The sequence below is a fragment of the Gilliamella sp. Imp1-1 genome (genome assembly GCF_001690415.1).
Lineage (GTDB): Bacteria > Pseudomonadota > Gammaproteobacteria > Enterobacterales > Orbaceae > Gilliamella > Gilliamella bombi.
This window is the reverse complement of sequence record NZ_LZHK01000013.1, coordinates 57,738-78,618: the sequence shown is the minus strand read 5'-3', so window position 1 is coordinate 78,618 and position 20,881 is coordinate 57,738. Positions and strand designations below refer to the sequence as shown.

At 35.2% G+C, this 20,881-nt stretch carries 17 protein-coding genes; 13 read left to right on the top strand and 4 right to left on the bottom strand.

Translation table 11 applies throughout. The annotated features are described in order from the left end of the window. Both A9G38_RS12695 and A9G38_RS01980 read right to left on the bottom strand, forming a co-directional pair. Positions 1–128: helix-turn-helix domain-containing protein (locus tag A9G38_RS12695; RefSeq protein ID WP_141671666.1), on the bottom strand; the 128-nt coding region annotated here is incomplete at its 3' end. 185 nt (positions 129–313) lie between these two features. Further along, complete coding sequence (locus tag A9G38_RS01980) at positions 314–1,180, bottom strand: helix-turn-helix domain-containing protein (protein ID WP_034912970.1); 867 nt, start codon at positions 1,178–1,180, stop codon at positions 314–316. A 290-nt stretch (positions 1,181–1,470) separates the two neighbouring features. Between A9G38_RS01980 and fsa the strand changes: the two genes are divergently transcribed. From fsa to A9G38_RS01965, 3 genes are all read left to right on the top strand, one after another. Next, positions 1,471–2,133 (top strand): fructose-6-phosphate aldolase, encoded by a 663-nt coding sequence (gene fsa / locus A9G38_RS01975; protein ID WP_034912979.1) that lies wholly within the window; start codon positions 1,471–1,473, stop codon positions 2,131–2,133. 150 nt (positions 2,134–2,283) lie between these two features. Continuing rightward, positions 2,284–3,090, top strand: coding sequence for a siderophore-interacting protein (locus tag A9G38_RS01970; RefSeq protein WP_034912967.1), 807 nt, complete (start codon positions 2,284–2,286; stop codon positions 3,088–3,090). Positions 3,091–3,105: 15 nt separating this feature from the next. Then, positions 3,106–3,687 carry an acyl carrier protein phosphodiesterase gene (locus A9G38_RS01965; RefSeq protein ID WP_034912961.1) on the top strand — a complete coding sequence of 194 codons (582 nt, stop codon included), beginning with the start codon at positions 3,106–3,108 and terminating at the stop codon, positions 3,685–3,687. A gap of 66 nt (positions 3,688–3,753) precedes the next feature. On the opposite strand, the gene A9G38_RS01960 is transcribed toward A9G38_RS01965, so the two are convergent. Then, positions 3,754–5,931, bottom strand: a complete 2,178-nt coding sequence (locus A9G38_RS01960; RefSeq protein WP_034912957.1) for a 3-hydroxybutyrate oligomer hydrolase family protein — start codon at positions 5,929–5,931, stop codon at positions 3,754–3,756. A gap of 119 nt (positions 5,932–6,050) precedes the next feature. Further along, complete coding sequence (gene ilvY / locus A9G38_RS01955) at positions 6,051–6,953, bottom strand: HTH-type transcriptional activator IlvY (RefSeq protein WP_034912953.1); 903 nt, start codon at positions 6,951–6,953, stop codon at positions 6,051–6,053. A gap of 205 nt (positions 6,954–7,158) precedes the next feature. Here ilvY and prfC point away from each other — a divergent pair, with 205 nt between their 5' ends. From prfC to A9G38_RS01905, 10 genes are all read left to right on the top strand, one after another. Then, entirely contained in the window at positions 7,159–8,751 is a 1,593-nt protein-coding gene (prfC, locus tag A9G38_RS01950) for a peptide chain release factor 3 (protein WP_034912949.1), read from the top strand. 176 nt (positions 8,752–8,927) lie between these two features. Further along, entirely contained in the window at positions 8,928–11,774 is a 2,847-nt protein-coding gene (gene ptrA, locus A9G38_RS01945; RefSeq protein ID WP_162162654.1) for a pitrilysin, read from the top strand. Positions 11,775–11,905: 131 nt separating this feature from the next. After that, entirely contained in the window at positions 11,906–12,778 is an 873-nt protein-coding gene (locus tag A9G38_RS01940) for a helix-turn-helix domain-containing protein (RefSeq protein ID WP_034912945.1), read from the top strand. A gap of 21 nt (positions 12,779–12,799) precedes the next feature. Then, positions 12,800–14,080 (top strand): 3-phosphoshikimate 1-carboxyvinyltransferase, encoded by a 1,281-nt coding sequence (aroA, locus tag A9G38_RS01935; protein WP_034912942.1) that lies wholly within the window; start codon positions 12,800–12,802, stop codon positions 14,078–14,080. A gap of 1 nt (position 14,081) precedes the next feature. Continuing rightward, positions 14,082–14,762 (top strand): (d)CMP kinase, encoded by a 681-nt coding sequence (gene cmk, locus A9G38_RS01930; RefSeq protein ID WP_034912938.1) that lies wholly within the window; start codon positions 14,082–14,084, stop codon positions 14,760–14,762. Positions 14,763–14,873: 111 nt separating this feature from the next. Next, a complete protein-coding gene (rpsA, locus tag A9G38_RS01925; protein ID WP_034912935.1) occupies positions 14,874–16,556 on the top strand; it encodes a 30S ribosomal protein S1 in 1,683 nt (560 codons plus the stop codon). A 98-nt stretch (positions 16,557–16,654) separates the two neighbouring features. Further along, positions 16,655–16,945: an integration host factor subunit beta gene (gene ihfB / locus A9G38_RS01920; protein ID WP_034912930.1), complete on the top strand. Its 291-nt coding sequence runs from the start codon at positions 16,655–16,657 to the stop codon at positions 16,943–16,945. Between the two features lie 326 nt (positions 16,946–17,271). Continuing rightward, positions 17,272–19,581: a DNA internalization-related competence protein ComEC/Rec2 gene (locus A9G38_RS01915; RefSeq protein WP_051634238.1), complete on the top strand. Its 2,310-nt coding sequence runs from the start codon at positions 17,272–17,274 to the stop codon at positions 19,579–19,581. Between the two features lie 92 nt (positions 19,582–19,673). Further along, entirely contained in the window at positions 19,674–20,687 is a 1,014-nt protein-coding gene (gene lpxK, locus A9G38_RS01910) for a tetraacyldisaccharide 4'-kinase (protein ID WP_034912922.1), read from the top strand. Continuing rightward, a complete protein-coding gene (locus tag A9G38_RS01905; RefSeq protein ID WP_034912919.1) occupies positions 20,684–20,869 on the top strand; it encodes a Trm112 family protein in 186 nt (61 codons plus the stop codon). The genes lpxK and A9G38_RS01905 overlap by 4 nt, the downstream gene beginning before the upstream one ends. Positions 20,870–20,881 lie beyond the last annotated feature (12 nt).

The window sequence follows — 20,881 nt, the reverse complement described above, 5'->3', positions numbered from 1 at the left end:
TTTATCTCTCGACTTATTGTCGAAGGATGTCTATTGAGTAGCTGGGCTATCTCTTTTTTATTCTTTCCGGCTTGTAATAATACGAAAATCTGGTATCTTTCCTTCCTAGAAAGGTGATTATAATACATAGCAATCTCCAAACTGTGGTGGTGCGAAGGTGCTAGTATAAATCACCTTTCTACTTTCTTCACTCCACCGTGTTTAAAATTGCACTTCATGTTTGAATCCAGGTGCGCTAAACAAGAGCGATAAATATGTGTAATTTTGGCACAATGTAAAAAACAAAAGAGTTTGAAAGTTTACTGTGAAAAAACTATTTGTACATTAACTTACTATGATATTGTCGACGATATTCGGTTGGTGTTCGTTCTGTCTTTTTTTTAAAAATCCGACAAAAATAATTACTATCTTTAAACCCCGATGCTAGAGCAATTTCTTTTATATTTAGAGCATAATCCTTTAGTAGCGATTTTGCATATTCTAAGCGAATATGATTTAGATATTCATTTAACCCTCTTTTTCCCTCGCTTTGAAATAGATGTGATAAGTAATTGGGTGAAATGTAAAACATATTAGCTAAAAAGTCGCGTGTAATATTCTCACGAAAGTGAGTATCAATATATTGGCGAATGGCTTCATATAGGCAAGTAGTTTTGGATGATGTTTTGATATTGATATTTAACAAATCGAGCGTGTTGCTAAGTAAACTGTGAATAAGATAGTAAGCAGTTTGATTTTGTTTACATGATTGGTTTTGCCAGATAAGTTCGGTCAGAGCTTGAATAATAAATGTACCAACCCGCGGGCCTCGTCTTGGTGTGTTAATTTGCCCAAGCGGAATTAGTTGTGTGCCATCCCAATGCCATAGGCTTATACCAATTTGTTGTTTACCAAACAATATGTTTAATAAAGTAACAGGGCTTGTCCAAATGGGTTTGTTCCAGCTTTGAGCGGAAATATATAAAAGATCATTAGTTGATAATATTTTTTCAATAACTTTGCCATTACTATCTGCCCATAGCATCTGTTGCTTTCCTTCTAATATAAGTTCAATTCTAGGAAAGTTGACTTGGTAGGCAAGTGAAGGCGGACAAGCATTACTATTGGCAAAATAGATATGATTAATTGACTCTTGGTTATTGACTAGTTTGGCTAGTTTTTCGTTAATGATTTTTGTCATAAATTAAGTTAATGATAAATCAAGCGTGTACTATCGTTTAGATTATATACGGATATGGAAAAGATGAAAATAAGTATAACTTTTTATTTTATAAATTAATGTTAATTTTTTGTTGTGTGATCTAAATCTCAATTTCTTATTTAGCGTACAAAAATCCAGTAAATGACAAAATTGTCTTCTAGGCGATTTTGTCAGTTTTTTTTACTATAGCTGTAACGCAAAATTTGAATACAAAAAGCGTTATATGTATACGTTAATAGATGTTTGTTGGTTTTAGCTGGGAGTTAACCATGGAATTATATTTAGATACCGCCGATATTGTCGCCATAAAACGTTTAGCTAAGGTGTTACCTATTAGTGGGGTTACCACTAATCCAAGCATTGTAGCAAAATCGGGCAAGCCAATTTTTTTGTTATTAAATGAATTACAAGAAGTATTGGGTTCAGATAAATTACTATTTGCTCAGGTACTTTCAAGTAATGCTGATGAAATGATAAAAGAAACTTATCAGCTTAGAAAAGCAGTACCATCGATTGTGACTAAAATTCCTGTTAATGCTCAAGGATTGATTGCAATTAAAGAATTAACCCAGCAAGGAATTCCAACTTTGGGAACGGCTGTCTATGGTGCAGGGCAGGGATTTTTAGCTGCATTAGCAGGGGCTAAATATATTGCACCTTATGTTAATCGCATTGATGCTCAAGGCGGAAATAGTAAAGATACAGTACTGGAATTACAAAAATTGTTAGATTTGCACTGTCCACAATCGCTGGTATTAGCCGCAAGCTTTAGAACACCAAGGCAAGCGTTAGACTGTATACTTGCTGGTTGTAAGTCTATTACGTTGCCAGTGGATGTGGCTGAGCTATTTATTTCTGATCCAGCTGTTGATGCGGCGATTACTAAGTTTGATCAAGACTGGTGTAATGCTTTTGGTACGTTATCGTTTTAAATTTATTTTTTAATTTGATTTTTTCTAAACTTGTTTCATCGCTTTTGGGTTAAACAAGTTTATCTATTTTTTCAATTATAAAAATAGCATTATTCTAATATATTTTGTTGTATGATGATGGCATCTAGCAATAAATTTAGGGATCAGTTGATGGATGAAAAAATAGAAAAAATCAAATTCAATAAGAAAGTCATCGTTAATGCGTTATTAACGGTATTGAATATTGAAAAAATATCTCCCAGTTTTATTCGCATACAGTTTAGCAGCGATAAACCAGTAAATATCGATCCATTATGGGTTTGTCCGTATTTAAAATTGCTTTTTCCTGATCCTTCAACCAATGTAATTACTTTCCCTAAACTTGATGATAATAATAAAATCGCTGTTGGTGATAAGCAACGTCAGCTAGTTCGTAGTTATAGTGTGCGCGAATTTGAGCGTGCCTCTAATCAATTTTTTGTTGATTTTGCTGTTCATGATACAGGTTTGGCTTCAGTGTGGTCGCAAAAAGCTAAGATTGGTGACCAAATCGGTTTGATTGCGGCAGCTAGCAAGTTGCGATTTACTGATAATTGTTTGGTGTTAATGGGGGATATTTCGGCTGTGCCCGCCATATGTTATACGCTTGAACATCTACCCCAAAATCAGAAGGCTTTTGCCTTTATACAGGTTAATCATAAAAGTGATATAGTGCCGTTGCCAGATAATAAAAATATTAAGGTGAATTGGTTTATACAAAATAGGGATAATCCCTTTCAATTAGTTGATGCGGTAATTAATGCTGATTTATCAGAGCAAAATAAGTTGTTGTTTTGGGGAGGAATGGAGCGTTCGTTGGCACAATCTGTGCGTCATGCTATTAAAGATAAATATATACATTTGTCGCCTGATGCTTTTCATATTACTAGTTATTGGCGAGAAGGTTTCGTCGAAGGCGAATTTAAACATCGTGAATAATTAACGGTTACTTTTATGAATATTCTTGCTCATTTACATTTGGCTACGATAGCACGTAGTTCGTTGATTGGTAATACAGTAGCTGATTTTGTTAAAGGTGATCCTTATTTAATTTATAACTCTAATATTGCCGATGGCATTATGCTACACCGTAAAATTGATAGATTGACCGATAGCCTGCTTGAAGTTAAGAAAGCTAAGCTGCTGTTTAGAAAATCGCATCAGCGAGTTGCACCCATTACATTAGATATTGTGTGGGATCATTTTTTGTCAAAGCATTGGGCTAATTATGGTTTGTTATCGAGTGTGTCTCAATTTAATCAAGTAACAAAAGCTCATATCCAACCTTATATTGACGTTTATCCGGCAGATTATCAGCATTTTATGAATTCAATGTGGCAAGGGGAGTGGCTCGAAAATTATGCTTTTATTGACTTTGTTGGTAATGTCCTTAGTGGCATGGCAAATAGACGACCAAAATTATATTTGTTAAAAGAAACAATTGTTGATGTTAAGCTGCATTATGCTCAATTAGAGTCGTTATTTTTTTTGTTATATCCCAAAATCTGTTTAATAGTAAAAGATAGCACCAGCTAAACTGGATTTTGGTGCTACCAGTTCAAGCCGCTGTGCTTAAACCAGTAGTGTTTTAGATATTTACTGTTAATTTGGCAATATCAGTTTGCCATCCGTTTTTTGGATAATGCTGTTGCTATTTGGCGTTTGGGCTATCGGTTTTAGGTTGTTGTTGGTTATTTGTGGCGCATAACCACTTTTGCCTCCACGAGTTTTAGTACGTACAACTTGGCTTACTGGTAGCGTAGCGTTGTTGGTTAAGTTAGCCCATAACCACTCGATGGCATCTTCGCCATAATAATCAATTGGTAGTAATGTGTTGTCAAATGGGGCTCTGCCATCTAAGTAGCTGGCATTTTCTACTTCAATGTATCGCAGTTGTGATTGTTTACCTTCAACCAAGCTGTTTAATGCGACATAAGCGCGCGATGTATAGTTTGGTAATTGTTTAACATTGTTCCGACCATGGACAATAAAGGTTTTTATACCATGTAAGTTACCCGATGCCATAACTTGTTTTATGCCTTCGTTAACTCGTGGTTCTTGTGATTTTTTATAAACACAGATCGATCCTTTGGTGCCGTAATCGATTGTATTTTTCGTTTGCGAGCTAGAATAAAATTCACGTCTTGGGGTGTTGAGATCTTCGTTTTCAACTAGATCCAAAACCGTTGCATTACGGCCATTCCAAAGCGGTAAATGACCGTTAGCCATTCCCCATATTTGTTCAAACGAAATTTCTTTTAATGGTGCAACTTTTCCTGTGTTGTTAATTGGGTTTTGCTGGGTGCTTGCTACCGAAAAATTGCACATATTTTCGGTGACACTATATTTGCCATAGGCACTAATATATTGATAAGGTAGACCAATGGATTCAGTGTAGTAAAAATAGGGTAGTTGGATGTCCATTTCTGGTGTCCAACCATTTTTATGTAGTTTTTCTAGCGCTTCTTTTGGTGTTCCTGTAGTAAGTAACTTTGCTTTTTTAAGGGCGTTACAGCGCTCTTGTGAATAAAGAAAATAATCCGCATAAGGTACATAAGCATCGTCTTTATAAGCTGTTATGGCTGGTATGGCACATGGTATATATAACGCACCATAAGCACTGTAATTAGCAATAGATTTGGCTTCTAACTTTTGCGAGTTGTTGTTGCCGATTTTGAGTTTAACTGAGGCTTTGTCAAGATTTGGTTGAATTTGTGGATTAACTGCAACAATACCGTCAATCATATTTTGATCATCTAATTCGCCAGCTTTTAATGCTGCTCCACCACCATCACTTGCGCCATAGACTAAAACCAGAGTGTTGTCTTTGTTGAATATAGCTTGATCATTCGGTGAAAACTTAATATTAAGTTCATAAAAAGCAAATTCTAGGGATTTTAATACGTGTTCCCCCCAGCGGGCTTCGGCATTGAGTTGCGAGTGTAGTTGTTTTATAGCATAGCGGTGGGGATATTTTTTAATATATTTTTCTTCATTATTAATCCAAGGAGAAAATAAGATGTTACCATTTTGCACTTCTCCCCATACGGTGAACCCAAGTTTGCGTTCAATATCATAAATGCCGTTACCTAGCCCTTTGTCGTTATATACTACTGCACAGTTGTGACGGAGTCCCCACAATCCACGAATTTGTATATCTTTGGTATTAAATACTCCATCCGAATCACTAGCGGGAACCGCAACAATGCAAGGTTTATTTTTGTTAAAATCAAGTGGAATTTGTAGCAACATGCCAACACCGTCTTGCCTTTGTACAGCTGATATTTCGGTACCTGCAATTTTACCGTCAAACAAAGGGGTTAGTTCTTGCTTTCTAAAACCAAATAGTGTTCCTTCACCAATTTTGGTGTCAATATAGCGATTTAGTTTGGCTTGTCGGCGTTCTTGAAAGTTTGGTTTAGCTGGAATTTCAACTTCTGGCACGATAATAGTGGTTGATAATGGGGTAAACCCAAGTCCAGCTGTAACAAGGTCATCACTATCACCATCATAATAAGCCAATGTATTGCGAACTAGCCACTTTGGCTTTTTAATTGTGTTATCAATTGGGGATGGCGTGCTGCTGTTAGTTTCAGTATTGGTTGTTATAGTTGTGGTTGACGTTGCCGTTTTGCTATCGGCTTTTGTATTGTTTTTGTCAGTACCAGCGTTTATGTTAGAGGTGGCTGATTTTGTGGTATTGGACTGTGCCATTAATGGCATAGTAACAGCGACAAAAAATATTAATGAGGCTAACGTTCTTAATTTTATCTTTTTCATTTTCAATACCATGCAATGTTATTCTGCTACATAAAATCTTAATAAAAAATTAGGTATATGCTAGTTAACACGTTATATAGTTTTAATTTTTTTACGTGTGATTATACACTATATTTTTGTTATGCGTTATTAGGTAAATTGAGATTGCAAATTGCCCAAAAGGCAGCAATGATTTTCTCTGATAATCTTCTTTTTTGTACACAAATACCAACATCAAACGGTTCCATTAAGTTTGTTGACCATTCGGTTATGCGCTCTCTGATTCGTTCAGGGCTATTGTCCATTACGACTTTAGGTAATAAGGCTACCCCACAACCTAAAGCAACCATCGATACAATGGCTTCGTGTCCTGCAACCGTAGCATAAATTTTGGGATTGGAAATTTTTCTTTGCTTAAACCATAAATCAATACGGTGGCGACTAGGGCCATGTTCAGGCAATATAAAGGGAATATTATGCCAGTCAGGCTGTTTTTGATGTAGTTTGTCACTAAACGTGCTATTAAGTTTAGGTATTAGCAATACCATTTCAATTTCGCCAAATTTTAAAAACTCAATACCCGTAGGGAGCTGTTTTGGTTTACCTGCTATAGCTAAATCGGCTTCATTTGCTTGAATTTTCTTTACAGCGTCAGCAGCATCACCCGTTGATAGTTTGATTTCAACTAGTGGATAGTGGATTCTAAAGCGATCAAGTATTTCAGGTAGATGGCTATATGCAGCGGTGACTGAACAAAATAGAGTGAGCTCACCGACAATTTGTTGGTTAGATTGATCTAAATCATATTTTAGTTGTTGGTGCATATTTATTACTTGTTGAGCAAAACGTTTAACTTTTTCGCCCTCCGAAGTGATTTGTACTTGCCTATTGTCGCGAATAAATAGCAGGTGACCAAAATGTTCTTCAAGTCGTTGGATCTGCCTTGATAAAGTTGATGGACTAACATGCATAGCATTTGCTGTTATACTAAAGTGACAGGTTTCGCATAAATGTAAATATAATTTTAAATCACGAATGTTCATAGCAAATTCCAGTTTTATACTTAAACACATAGTTACCTGAAACTTTTTAACAAAAAGCAGTAAAATAGTGCATTACTTATCTTAAGGTAAATATTATGCATAGATAAATAAATAAGGCAAATAACGTTACATATAACATCAATGGCAAAATGGACAGATACCTGCTAAAATATACGATTATTTTTGTGTGGGTTAAAACAGTTTTATGACAGAACAAACTTATTTAGACGAAGTTAATGCACGTCGCACTTTTGCAATTATTTCTCATCCCGATGCTGGTAAAACAACCATTACCGAAAAGGTATTGTTATTTGGTCATGCAATTCAAACAGCTGGTACAGTTAAAGGCCGTGGCGCTAATGCCCAGCATGCTAAGTCAGACTGGATGGAAATGGAAAAGCAACGTGGTATTTCAATTACCACATCTGTGATGCAGTTTCCTTATAATGACTGCTTAGTTAATTTATTAGACACTCCAGGGCACGAGGATTTTTCTGAAGATACTTATCGTACGTTAACAGCGGTTGATAGTTGTTTGATGGTAATTGATGCAGCAAAAGGGGTTGAAGATCGTACTCGCAAATTAATGGAAGTGACACGATTACGCAATACACCAATTTTAACCTTTATGAATAAGTTAGACCGTGATATTCGCGATCCAATGGAACTGCTTGATGAGGTTGAAAACGAGTTAAATATTATGTGCGCCCCTATTACTTGGCCGATTGGTTGTGGCAAGTTATTTAAAGGTGTTTACCATTTAGCTAAAGACGAAACTTACCTTTACCAATCAGGGAAAGGTCATACAATACAAGAGGTCCGAATTATTAAAGGGTTAACTAACCCTGATTTGGATTTAGCGGTGGGTGATGATTTAGCGCAGCAACTGCGTGAAGAGCTTGAATTAGTGCAAGGCGCATCAAACGAATTTGATTTAGATGCTTTCTTGTCAGGCGATTTAACGCCAGTCTTTTTTGGTACGGCATTGGGTAATTTTGGCGTGGATCATATGCTTGATGGTTTAACAGCTTGGGCACCAACTCCTCAACCTCGTCAAACCGATAAGCGCGAAGTCGAATCATCAGAAGAAAAGTTCAGTGGTTTTGTTTTTAAAATTCAAGCCAATATGGATCCCAAACATCGTGACCGCGTTGCATTTATGCGCATTGTATCGGGTAAATATGAAAAGGGTATGAAGTTACGACATGTACGTATTGCTAAAGATATCAATATTTCTGACGCCTTAACATTTATGGCAGGTGATCGTGAACATGTTGAAGAAGCCTATGCTGGTGATATCATTGGTTTACATAATCATGGCACCATTCAAATTGGTGATACCTTTACACAAGGTGAAGATCTAAAATTTACAGGCATTCCTAACTTTGCACCAGAACTGTTTCGTCGAATTCGTCTTAAAGATCCACTTAAACAAAAGCAGTTATTAAAGGGGTTAGTTCAATTGTCCGAAGAGGGTGCTGTACAAGTGTTTCGTCCATTAACCAATAATGACTTAATTGTGGGAGCTGTAGGGGTGCTACAATTTGATGTGGTGGTTGCTCGTTTAAAATCAGAGTATAACGTTGAAGCCATTTATGAGCCAGTTAATGTGACAACAGCGCGTTGGGTTGAGTGCTCAGATGTAAAAAAACTGGAAGAGTTTAAACGAAAATGTGAACAAAATTTGGCCTTAGATGGCGGGGATAATCTATCTTATGTGGCACCAAGTATGGTTAATTTAAATTTAACTCAAGAAAGATATCCTGATATTGAGTTTAGAAAAACTCGAGAACATTAATTGTATTCATCACAAAATAGCGGAATCTATCATTATGTTTAAGCATTTTGATACATCCGCTTCTTTCTTTTTAACCGTATTTTTTTGATGATAAAGTCAAGCGAGTGAATATTATGGATTTGAAAAATAAAAAAATAGTCAATTTAATAATTAGTAGTGTTATTGGATTATTAACTATGACTACTTCACCGATATTGTTTGCTATTGAAAATAAGCTTGTGAGCCCAGTTTTGTTAGAAAAAGTTCAGCAAAGCGAGCGCGATAAGCGCCAATATGAAGTGGTTGAGCTAGCAAATAAAATGCGAGTGTTACTTGTTTCAGATCCTAATGCTGTAAAATCACTGGCATCATTAGCACTGCCTGTCGGCTCGTTGCAAGATCCCAAAGAGCAACAAGGGTTGGCTCATTATGCTGAACATATGGTATTAATGGGATCGAAAAATTATCCAGAACCAGCAAGCTTTTCTCAATTTTTAAGTCGTCATTCGGGAAGTTATAATGCTAGCACTACAGCACATAGAACGGCTTTTTATTTTGAAGTTGAAAATAGCGCATTTGATAAAGCACTGGATTATTTAGCTGATGCTATTGCTGAGCCCAATTTAGATCCTAAATTTGCCGATAAAGAACGTAATGCAGTTAACGCTGAATTGACAATGGCCAGATCAAATGATGGTTTTAGGATCGGGCAAGTTGATTCTGAAACAATTAATCAAAACCATCCAGCTTCTCAATTTTCAGGCGGTAATTTAGAAACGTTAAGTGATAAAGAAAATAGTAAATTACAAGATGCTTTAGTGAATTTTCATAAAGATTATTATTCAGCCAATATTATGGTTGGAGTGATGTATAGCAATCAGTCGATCAATAAATTGACAAAATTAGCTGAAAATAGTTTTGGTAAAATCCCTAATAAAAATATTAATGCCCTAATAGTTGATAAACCCGCTATAACACCAAATGTGTTAAATAAACAAATTTCTATGGTACCAGCACAACCCAAAAAGCTATTGTTTTTACAGTTTCCGATTGAAAATAACTTGGCTAAATTTGCTGATAAAACCGATGAGTATATTACTTATTTAATCTGTAACAGTAGTCATAATACGTTGTCTGATCAGTTACAAAAACAAGGTTTAATTGAAGGAATTAGTTCATCTATCAATCCTATCCGTTATGGTAATAGTGGTATATTGAGTATTAATGTGAGTTTAACCGACGATGGACTTGCTCAAAAAGATAAAATTATTGGCGCTATTTTTAATTATTTACAGTTGATTCAAAAAGAGGGTATTTCTGACGCTTATTATCAAGAGATTCAAAAGGTATTAGCGTTAGAGTTTAAATATCAAGATGTCGAGCGTGATATGTCATATGTAGAATGGCTATCAGATCAAATGTTGTTGTATCCAGTTCAAAATGTGTTAAATTCAGATTATGTTGCTACTCATTTTGATAAATCAGCTATTACAGCACGTTTAAAAAGTTTGACTGCCAATAATGCTAGAATTTGGGTGATTTCGCCAAACCAAACTACCAATAAAACTGCTTATTTTGTCGATGCGCCTTATAAAATTGATAATATCACTAGCGAGCAAAAAGCAAGTTGGTTAGCACTAGGCAAAAATTTTACATTTAGTTTGCCTGAGCTCAATCCTTATATACCTGATAATTTTACGATTTTAAAACAAAATCGTAATCAAGCGCAACCTGAAAAATTTAGTAGGCGCGGTAATCATATTCATTTTGCTAGCCAGTATTTTAAAAATGAACCTAAAGCTGCTATTGTTGTTTCATTACGCAATAATCAGGCTACTAGCGACGTAAAAGCTGTGGTTGCTTTTAATCTGCTTGATTATATTGTTAGTCGTAATTTAGAACAATTACGATTTCAGGCTGGAGTTGCTGGTATTTCATTATCAACTGGTAATGATAATGGCTTAATGATTTCAGCCAGCGGTTTTAGTCAGCATTTACCAAAAATGGTTACGGCCATACTTGATAACTATCGCAAGGCCACTATTGATGAGCAAAGTTTAGCATTAGCTAAATCTTGGTATTTGCAAGAATTGGATAAAGCCGATCATGCTAAGAGTTATCGGTTAGCGGTTAATCCTATTAATGCATTGTCGGTATTACCGCATTATTTTGAACGAGATGAAAAACGACAAATTACAGCAAATATGACCATTAATGATGTGTTAGCTTACCGTGATAACTTATTAACTCACTCAGTACCTTATATGCTTAGCTTGGGTAATTTGTCTAACGAGGACTCTTTAGATCTTTATCATGCCATCCAGAAAACATTAGTGCGTGATGTTGAATTTACTCCTGTTAATAATATTCAGATTAAAAACTCGTTAGAGGCTAAAATAACTCAACATGCAAAAAGCACTGATAATGCTTTAATGATGAGCTATATTCCAATGGGTTATGATCGAATTAGTAGTAGCATGATAAGTTATACTCTTTCTAAAATTATTTCACCTTGGTTTTATGATCAGTTACGCACCAATGAGCAACTTGGTTATGCTGTATTTGCAGAGCCTATTACGGTTGGTGATTCGTCGGGAATGAGTTTTATTATCCAAAGTAATCAATATGATCCGGCTTATTTAATTAAACGCTACCAAGAATTTTATCCAGTTATGCTGAATAAATTGCAAGCATTATCGAAAAAAGATATTGAGCAATATAAAAAAGCGGTACTTGATGAATTGAAAATGCCTCCGCAAACATTGGATGAGGAGTTTGGTCGTTATATGCCTGACTACCGTAATTCACGTTTTGCATTTGATTTAAAGGATAAAAAAATCGAGCAATTGCAAAAAATTACTAAGCAAGATTTGATTGATTTTTATAAACGTTCAGTAATGCAACCTAACGGATTTGTAATGGCATCACAAGTACTTGGCAATACAACTGATATATTAAAGCAGCCACAAGCAATAACTGAGTATACCGAATATAAGAATGCATCAGCTTTGCAGGCTATATTACTACAGTCACAAACTAAATAAATTGTTATAAATAATAGAAAAGTTAATTCAATAGGAGAAAAAACTTAGATAGGAATAAAACATTTTGCCAAAAATTGGCATTGCTATCACCTTGTGATACACTGCCAAAATCTTAATAGTTTGAGTGTATTATGATTACTGGATCGATTGATTATTGTGCTATAGGTCAGCGTCTGCGTGCGTATCGGATTGCTGCCTCTTTGAGGGCTGAAGATGTTGCAGAAAGTCTTAAAATTTCAAGAGCAGCAGTATATCGGTTAGAAAAAGGAGAGATCGTTAAAATTGAAACTCTAGAGCGATTGGCTTCCTTACTTGATACATCTTTTGCTAGTTTACTTGGCATTGATACTGAATACTATTCGAGTGGTGAAGGCTTTTTTGAACGTATGCGTCAATTAGAAGAGCAATCAACTCATATCTATTCTCATTTCGATCCTTTTTCATTTTTATTAACTTCTTCTGATTATTTGTCTCATTTAGCGATGATGTTAAATGAATCGAGTAAACCCGCTGATCCTCAAAAATATGCCACTACCTTATCCATTTTAAAAGATCGTAAAACTCAGTTCTGTCAATCAATTCCAAAAGTTATTAATTTAATCAGTTTACGTAATGTAGAACGTTTTTTACATATTGGTTTGGTAGGCAATTTAACTATTTCGCCGGGTAAAAAATCGGAAAGAATGCTACTAGCACGCAAAGAAGTTTATCACTTAATTCAGTTAATTGAACAACAATCTCTTGCGCCAACAATTGCTATTACACAAGAAGCTATTCCGTCAATTGCTTTTCAGATTTTTTATCAAGATGGGAATCCTATTTCATTAGCAATGAGCCCATTTCGATTAGGTGAGTTACCTAATGTTACTACCGGTATTGCATCGATTACGTCATCTTATGAGGCAATTAAACGGTATCGCCATTTATTTGATAAGTTATGGGAAAATAGTGCTAAAGATAAGCAAGCAATTGATTTATTGAAAGCGACGTTAGAGAAATTTTAAAGAATATTAAAGAGAGTCCTTATGTTATCCTTAACATTACAACCGATAAAAAGATTTAATGGTACTATCAATTTGCCTGGTTCAAAAAGTGTTTCTAATCGTGCGTTATTACTATCAGCATTGAGTAAAGGTAATACACGGTTAACGAATTTACTTGATAGTGATGATGTGCGTTATATGCTTGATGCGCTTGCAGCATTAGGTGTGAAGTACCAGTTATCACACGATCGCACGATTTGTGATGTGCAAGGTGTGGGCGGTATTTTGCAATCCGACCATGCATTAGAGCTTTTTTTGGGTAATGCTGGTACAGCAATGCGTCCTTTAACTGCTACGTTATGTCTTGGAAATAATAATATTGTGTTAACGGGCGAACCACGCATGAAAGAACGCCCAATTGGTCATTTGGTCGATGCTTTGCGACAAGTTGGAGCTAGAATTGATTATCTTGAAAATGAAGGCTATCCACCACTACATATTCAAGGCGGTTTTACAGGTGGTGATATCAAAGTTGATGGTTCGGTATCTAGCCAATTTTTAACTGCACTATTAATGGCTGCGCCATTAGCAAAACAAGACACAGAAATTACTATTATTGGTGATCTTGTTTCTAAACCTTATATTGATATTACAGTCAAAATGATGGCTATGTTTGGTGTTTTAGTTACCAATCACAATTATCAAAAATTTACTGTTAAAGCTAATCAGTGTTATCAATCGTCAGGCGATTATTTAGTTGAAGGCGATGCGTCTTCTGCTTCTTATTTTTTAGCAGCGGCTGCAATTAAAGGCGGTAGTGTTAAAGTAACTGGCATTGGAAAAAATAGCTTACAAGGCGATACCCAATTTGCTCATGTACTTGAAAAAATGGGTGCTAAAATCACTTGGGCTGATGATTATATTGAATGTTCACATGGTGAATTAAATGGCATTGATATGGATATGAACCATATTCCAGATGCGGCAATGACTATTGCTACAACGGCATTGTTTGCTAAAGGTCCTACTACGATTCGTAATATTTATAATTGGCGAGTGAAAGAAACTGATCGCTTATATGCAATGGCAACTGAATTAAGAAAGGTTGGCGCAACTGTTGATGAAGGTCACGATTATATTACTATTATTCCTCCAGTTAAATTAAACCATGCCGAAATCGAAACCTATAATGATCATCGTATTGCTATGTGTTTTTCATTAGTGGCGCTTTCAGATACACCTGTGACAATATTAGATCCTAAATGCACAATGAAGACTTTTCCTGATTATTTCGAACAATTTAAACGATTAAGCGAAGAATGAAATGAATAAATCTGTTCCCGTTATTGCTGTTGATGGACCAAGTGGTGTCGGTAAAGGTACGTTATGTCAAGCATTAGCCAATCATTTTAAATGGCATCTTTTAGATTCTGGTGCTATCTATCGTGTGCTAGCACTTAGTGCGCTTAAGCAAGATATTGCGCTAGATGATGCCAATAAACTTGAACAACTAGCTCTTAATTTGCCACTAACGTTTGATACGCAAGGTTGTAATGTTAAAGTGTTATTAAATCAGATTGATGTGACTAAAGAAATCCGTACAGAACAGATGGGGGGAGCTGCCTCAAAAGTGGCGGCAATTAATTCGGTTAGAGTAGCTTTATTACAACGTCAACGTGACTTTAAACAAGCACCTGGATTGATTGCCGATGGTCGTGATATGGGCAGTGTAGTATTTAGTGATGCCCCTGTTAAGATATTTCTTGATGCTAGTGCCCAATCTCGTGCAGAAAGGCGAATGAAACAGTTGCAAGATAAGCAAAATAATGTTAAATTCGCCGAAATTTTGCAGGAAATAACTGCGCGTGATGAAAGAGACCGTCATCGCGCCGTTGCGCCACTTAAACCTGCAATTGATGCTCTAATAATTGATACTACATCACTGTCTATTGAAGATGTTTTTAATCAATCTATTAAGTATATAAACGAAAAACTTGCGTTGTAACTTAAATTATAGCGTGAAACTAGCTCCATTATAAGGATGTATGGAGTATTATAAACAACCCCACAAGACAGGATGTAATGTGGACGTTAAAATTAACTTAAGTATATAAATATGACTGAATCTTTTGCTCAACTCTTTGAAGAGTCTATCAATCAACTAGACACTCGTTCTGGTAATATGATCCGTGGTACTGTCGTTGCAATCGACAAAGATGTTGTTTTAGTTGACGCTGGTTTAAAATCTGAATCAGCGATTCCAGTAGAGCAGTTTAAAAATGCCCAAGGCGAATTAGAAGTTCAAGTCGGCGACGTTGTTGACGTTGTTCTTGACTCAATCGAAGATGGTTTTGGTGAAACTATCTTATCTCGTGAAAAAGCTAAGCGTCATGAAGCATGGCTTACACTAGAAAAAGCAGTTGAAGATGCTGCAACAGTTTTAGGTGTTATCAATGGTAAAGTTAAAGGTGGCTTTACGGTTGATCTTAATGGCGTTCGTGCGTTCCTTCCAGGTTCACTTGTTGACGTTCGTCCATTACGCGATACTTCTCATATTGAAAATAGAGAAATCGAATTAAAAGTTATTAAATTAGATCAAAAACGCAACAACGTTGTTGTTTCACGTCGTGCAGTTATTGAATCTGAAAATAGTGCAGAAAGAGAACAACTTCTTGAAAATCTACAAGAAGGTTCTGAAGTTAAAGGTATCATCAAAAATCTTACCGATTACGGTGCATTCGTTGATCTTGGTGGGGTTGATGGGTTACTTCACATTACAGACATGGCTTGGAAACGTGTTAAACACCCAAGTGAAGTGGTTGAAGTTGGTCAAGAATTACTTGTTAAAGTACTTAAATTTGACAAAGATCGTTCACGTGTATCACTTGGCTTAAAACAATTAGGCGAAGATCCATGGGTTTCAATCGCTAAACGTTATCCTGAAGGTACTAAAGTAACAGGTAAAGTAACTAACTTAACTGACTACGGTTGTTTTGTTGAAATTGAAACAGGTGTTGAAGGTTTAGTTCATGTTTCTGAAATGGACTGGACAAACAAAAATATTCATCCATCTAAAGTTGTTAGCTTAGGTGATGTTGTTGAAGTTGTTGTGCTTGAAATTGACGAAGAACGTCGTCGTATTTCTCTGGGCCTTAAACAATGTAAACCAAATCCATGGTTACAATTTGCTGAAACACACAATAAAGGTGATAAAGTTAGCGGTAAGATCAAATCAATCACTGATTTTGGTATCTTTATCGGTTTAGAGGGCGGTATTGATGGCTTAGTTCATCTTTCAGACATTTCTTGGAATATGCCTGGCGAAGAAGCTGTTAAAGCTTATAAGAAAGGTGATGATATTGAAGCTGTTGTTTTACAAGTTGATGCAGAACGTGAACGTATCTCTCTAGGTATTAAACAATTAGAAGATGATCCATTCAGTAGCTTTGCTTCTAACTATAAAAAAGGCACAATAGTTAAAGGTACAGTAAGTGCAGTTGACGCTAAAGGTGCAACCATCGAAATCGCTGAAGGTATTGAAGGCTACTTAAAAGCACAAGATATTGCTCGTGAGCGTATTGAAGATGCAACAACTGTATTAAAAGTTGGTGATGAAGTTGAAGCTAAAATTGTTAACATCGATCGTAAAACTCGTGCAATTTCGTTATCAGTACGAGCGAAAGATGAAGCTGATGAAAAAGAAGTTCTCGCAGCAGTAAACAACACAGCAACTCAAGAAGATGCATCATTTACTAATGCAATGGCAGAAGCATTTAAAGCTGCATCAAAAACTGAGTAAAAAATATTTATGTAAAGAGTAAAGAGGGCTTGCCCTCTTTTTCTTTTATGGGATAAAATGAAATAGTTACATGCCACATAAATAAATTAGGAGTGATCATGAACAGATCAGATTTAGTAGAACGAATTGTTAACTGGCGAACACATCTTCCTGTTCAACTAGTTGATGATTCAGTTAGAGATATCATTGAACAGATCGCTTTAGCTATGGAAAGTAACGATCGTGTAGAAATTCGAGGCTTCGGTAGTTTTAGTTTGAACTATCGAGCTCCACGTAAAGCAAGGAACCCAAGAACTGGTGGTAATGTTGAAGTGAAACATAAATATATACCTCACTTCAAACCAGGTAAAGAATTACGTGAAAGAGTAAATAATGCTGCAAACGCATAATCTTTAAATTTAACACCTAGATGGAAGCCTTTGAGTTAAATCAAAGGCTTTTTTGTTTTAGCTAGTTTAATTTTTATCATCTAGTCGTACTTACTTATTTAAATAACCTTTACCATTTATCATTAAGGAAAAACCAGTCAACGTTATGTTGATTTAAGTCGTTAAATCCCTCTTTTAAAATATGCAATATTGCGAATAATTTCAGTAAATTTTATTAAGATTAATGATTAAAATGGAACAAAGATCGAAAAATTCAACATCAATTATTTTTTTATAATATCAAGTGATAAACTTATATTGTTCAATTTAAAGATGGTAAGGTGCTAGTGCAAAAAATTTGTTCTTTGGATTTAATGGCTATCATGTTTTCATTAGGTTGTTTGCCATTACTCTTTTTGCCCCATTTATTGTCTGATCTATATTGGTGTTTACTTGCTTTTATCTTGTTTTTAATTGTGTTAACCGTTCCTGTTAATTTTCGTTGGTATTTATCTGTTTTTGTTGCATTTAGTTTAGGTTTTTTGTGGTCAACTGCTTATTCTAAGCAATATTTATCCAACATTTCTCCTTATATTGATAAAACGCTAGTTGTTCATGCCAAAGTAGTTAATATCAATACTCATCAGGCAGCAACGGTCAACGGACCTTATTACATGTCATTTTCTATTTTTTCCATTTCAGATGTTACGCTTGCAAATGATATTCCGATTTCTGTTTACTGGGATAGGTTAGATCCTCCTAAATCTGGGGAAATTTGGCAATTGACACTAAAAACAAAAGTTGTACATGGATACTTAAATGATGGAGGATTTGATAGCCAACGTTTTTCGATAGCAAATCGTAGCTTATTATCGGCTAAATTGGTTGATGCCAAGTTATTAAATGATAAATCTGACTTAAGACAATATATTACTGATTTGGCTATACCTTATATCGATTTATTTAGTTATAAAGGTATTTTGCTAGCCCTTGCTTTTGGTGATCGTTCTCAATTAGATGACGAGCATCGTATGGTAATGATGCAAACAGGTATTGCTCATTTAATGGCTATATCTGGTATGCATATTTTAGTTGTTTATGGACTTAGTTGCTTTTTGGCTAAAGCTATACTGTTTTTTATTCCAAAGCGTTTTATCTATTTTTTTGTACCAATTATAATAGGGTGGTTATGTGCATTTTTTTATGCATGGTTAACAGGTTTTAATCCGCCTACTTTGCGAGCTATGGTTGCTTTGTCAATTTGGATCTATTTTCGTTATAAAAAATATAAAATAAGTTCATGGCAAAAAATCAATCGGATCATTGCGTTGTTATTATTATTTGATCCATTGATGATTTTATCTGAAAGTTTTTGGTTATCTTGCTATGCAGTAATAACTTTAATTTTTTTGCATGATTGGGCGCCGCTTTCCAAAGCAGTAAGGCATAAAAAACGTTGGTATATAATTAGGATATTTTATTTGCAGTGTGGGTTAACCTTATTGCTGCTTCCAATTCAGTTTTTTGTTTTTCAAGGTGTTAGTGGAGTTTCGATTTTAACAAATCTAATTGCAATTCCTGTTATTTCATTAGTTACATTTCCTACCATTTTATTGGCGTTAATATTTAGTATTTTTGATTGTTTTTCTATTGCCTTATGGTTTTGGCTAATTGCTGATAAATCTCTAGAATGGCTATTTTTGAGTTTAAATTGGCTTAATCAATTATGGATTAACATCCCTTCAGATTTTTATTTATTAGGTCTTTTAGGTTGGTTAACTGTAGTGATAATCCGTACAGGAGTTTGGCAACGCTTTAGCATTACTTTGCTCGTAATTTTGATGATACTGGTTACCCCTTCTTTTAAACAGCAACACTATCGTTGGCGGTTAGACATGTTAGATGTAGGTCATGGACTAGCTATCGTTATCCATGATGGTAAGTCTGCAATTTTGTATGATACAGGAGCTAAGTGGGAAAAAAGTTCCGCTATGGAAAGGGTTATTATTCCTTTTCTACAATGGCATAATTTGAATGTACAAGGTATTATTATTAGTCATCAACATAATGATCATGTTGGCGGTTTGAAATTAATTCAACTTATTTATCCTGAGGCATGGTTAATGAGTTCGTCTTCTGACTTTAATAATGATTATCAATGCTTAGCCGGTAATAGTGTTATTTGGAATGATCTGACGTTTAATGTGCTGTGGCCTAATCAGCTAGTTAGCGATGCTCAAAATAAGGATTCCTGTGTGGTGCAAGTTACCGATGGACGTTTTTCTGTATTGTTAACTGGAGATCTAGAACGTAATCAGGAATATCAGTTAGTTACTAAATATCGAAATCAGCTAACGTCTACTATTTTACAAATCCCCCATCATGGTAGTAGTACATCGTCAAGTTATACATTTTTAAATCATGTTAAACCAGTAAAGTCTTTGGCGTCTACATCTCGTTATAATCCTTGGAAACTCCCCTCCAATAAGGTAATGGCAAAGTATAAAGATTTACAATTAGACTATTATGTTACTGCTAGAACAGGTCAAATAAGTCTTTTTTTTGATAAACAAACATGGAAGCTAAAAACTATGCGAGGTGAAATTAAACCTAGATGGTATCATGATTGGTTTGGTAGTTTACCAAATTATGAGTAAAATAGGCTATCGTTTGCTATAGGCAACTATAACAATTGTTATATTGAGATATAAAACAATTTTACTAAATGTAATTGAGTGATGTTAAAGTTATGATTGAAAAATTGTGGTATGGTAAAAATCGTTTATTTTGGTTATTCATACCATTTTCTTTATTATATGGTTTGATTGCTATTTTCCGTCGCTTTTTATATCAAGTTGGTATTTTAAAATCTTGGCGATCTCCCGTACCTGTTATTGTTATTGGCAACTTATCTGTTGGCGGTAACGGTAAAACGCCACTAGTTATTAGTTTAATTGAATCGTTAAAACAAAAAGGCTTACAGGTTGGAGTTGTTTCACGAGGATATGGAGGAAAGGCTGATAATTATCCGCTTATTTTAGATAATACCACTACAACTGAACAAGCAGGTGATGAACCTGTGCTTATTTATCAACGTACTAATGTACCTATTGCTGTCTCACCTTATCGCTCTGAGGCTGTTCAAGCGTTATTAAAGCAGTACCAATTAGATGTTATTTTGACTGATGATGGTTTACAACATTATGCTTTAGCGCGTGATATTGAAGTGGTTGTGATTGATGGAAAGCGCCTATTCGGTAATGGATGGTGGATGCCAGCAGGACCCATGCGAGAGCGTGAAAGTCGATTAAAATCGGTTGATCTTATCGTCATTAATGGTGATAGCGTAAATAATTTAGCGCAGCAGTATCCTAATAAAACCTTTACTATGCAATTAATGCCATTGTATGCAGTGAATTTACTTTCTCAAGAAAAAAGAGCGTTATCTTCGTTGTCAAATATATGCGCTATTGCAGGTATTAGTAATCCAAAACGTTTTTTTGATATGTTAGGTAAAATGCAAGTGGATGTGGTCGAAACCGTTTCTTTTGCCGATCATCAAAAATTTACTTTACCGTTGTTAAATAATGTTACACGTAATAAACAAACACTTTTAATGACTGAAAAAGATGCAGTTAAATGTAGACAATTTGCTCAACAAAATTGGTGGTATCTGCCCATCGATGCGGTAATACCTGTGCAAGTTATTGATCAAATCTGTTTATTACTAGCTGAGACTAAATCCCAAGAGAAGAAAAAATGAAAGATATCCTATTAAACGCACTTGCTTGTCCTAAATGCCATGGTCGATTGCAATATAATGCTACTAATCAGCAGTTAATTTGTCATGCAGATAATTTAGTTTATACAGTTAAAGATAATATTCCGGTGCTGCTAGAATGTGAAGCTAAACCACTTAACCAATCTGAATGTATTCAAGAATAAATAATAAGGTCT

What these genes read in the sequence shown, in the direction of transcription:
- A9G38_RS01980 (WP_034912970.1), bottom strand. Translation starts at nt 1,180, where the DNA reads ATGACAAAAATCATTAACGAAAAACTAGCCAAACTAGTCAATAACCAA.
- fsa (WP_034912979.1), top strand. Translation starts at nt 1,471, where the DNA reads ATGGAATTATATTTAGATACCGCCGATATTGTCGCCATAAAACGTTTA.
- A9G38_RS01970 (WP_034912967.1), top strand. Translation starts at nt 2,284, where the DNA reads ATGGATGAAAAAATAGAAAAAATCAAATTCAATAAGAAAGTCATCGTT.
- A9G38_RS01965 (WP_034912961.1), top strand. Translation starts at nt 3,106, where the DNA reads ATGAATATTCTTGCTCATTTACATTTGGCTACGATAGCACGTAGTTCG.
- A9G38_RS01960 (WP_034912957.1), bottom strand. Translation starts at nt 5,931, where the DNA reads ATGAAAAAGATAAAATTAAGAACGTTAGCCTCATTAATATTTTTTGTC.
- ilvY (WP_034912953.1), bottom strand. Translation starts at nt 6,953, where the DNA reads ATGAACATTCGTGATTTAAAATTATATTTACATTTATGCGAAACCTGT.
- prfC (WP_034912949.1), top strand. Translation starts at nt 7,159, where the DNA reads ATGACAGAACAAACTTATTTAGACGAAGTTAATGCACGTCGCACTTTT.
- ptrA (WP_162162654.1), top strand. Translation starts at nt 8,928, where the DNA reads ATGACTACTTCACCGATATTGTTTGCTATTGAAAATAAGCTTGTGAGC.
- A9G38_RS01940 (WP_034912945.1), top strand. Translation starts at nt 11,906, where the DNA reads ATGATTACTGGATCGATTGATTATTGTGCTATAGGTCAGCGTCTGCGT.
- aroA (WP_034912942.1), top strand. Translation starts at nt 12,800, where the DNA reads ATGTTATCCTTAACATTACAACCGATAAAAAGATTTAATGGTACTATC.
- cmk (WP_034912938.1), top strand. Translation starts at nt 14,082, where the DNA reads ATGAATAAATCTGTTCCCGTTATTGCTGTTGATGGACCAAGTGGTGTC.
- rpsA (WP_034912935.1), top strand. Translation starts at nt 14,874, where the DNA reads ATGACTGAATCTTTTGCTCAACTCTTTGAAGAGTCTATCAATCAACTA.
- ihfB (WP_034912930.1), top strand. Translation starts at nt 16,655, where the DNA reads ATGAACAGATCAGATTTAGTAGAACGAATTGTTAACTGGCGAACACAT.
- lpxK (WP_034912922.1), top strand. Translation starts at nt 19,674, where the DNA reads ATGATTGAAAAATTGTGGTATGGTAAAAATCGTTTATTTTGGTTATTC.
- A9G38_RS01905 (WP_034912919.1), top strand. Translation starts at nt 20,684, where the DNA reads ATGAAAGATATCCTATTAAACGCACTTGCTTGTCCTAAATGCCATGGT.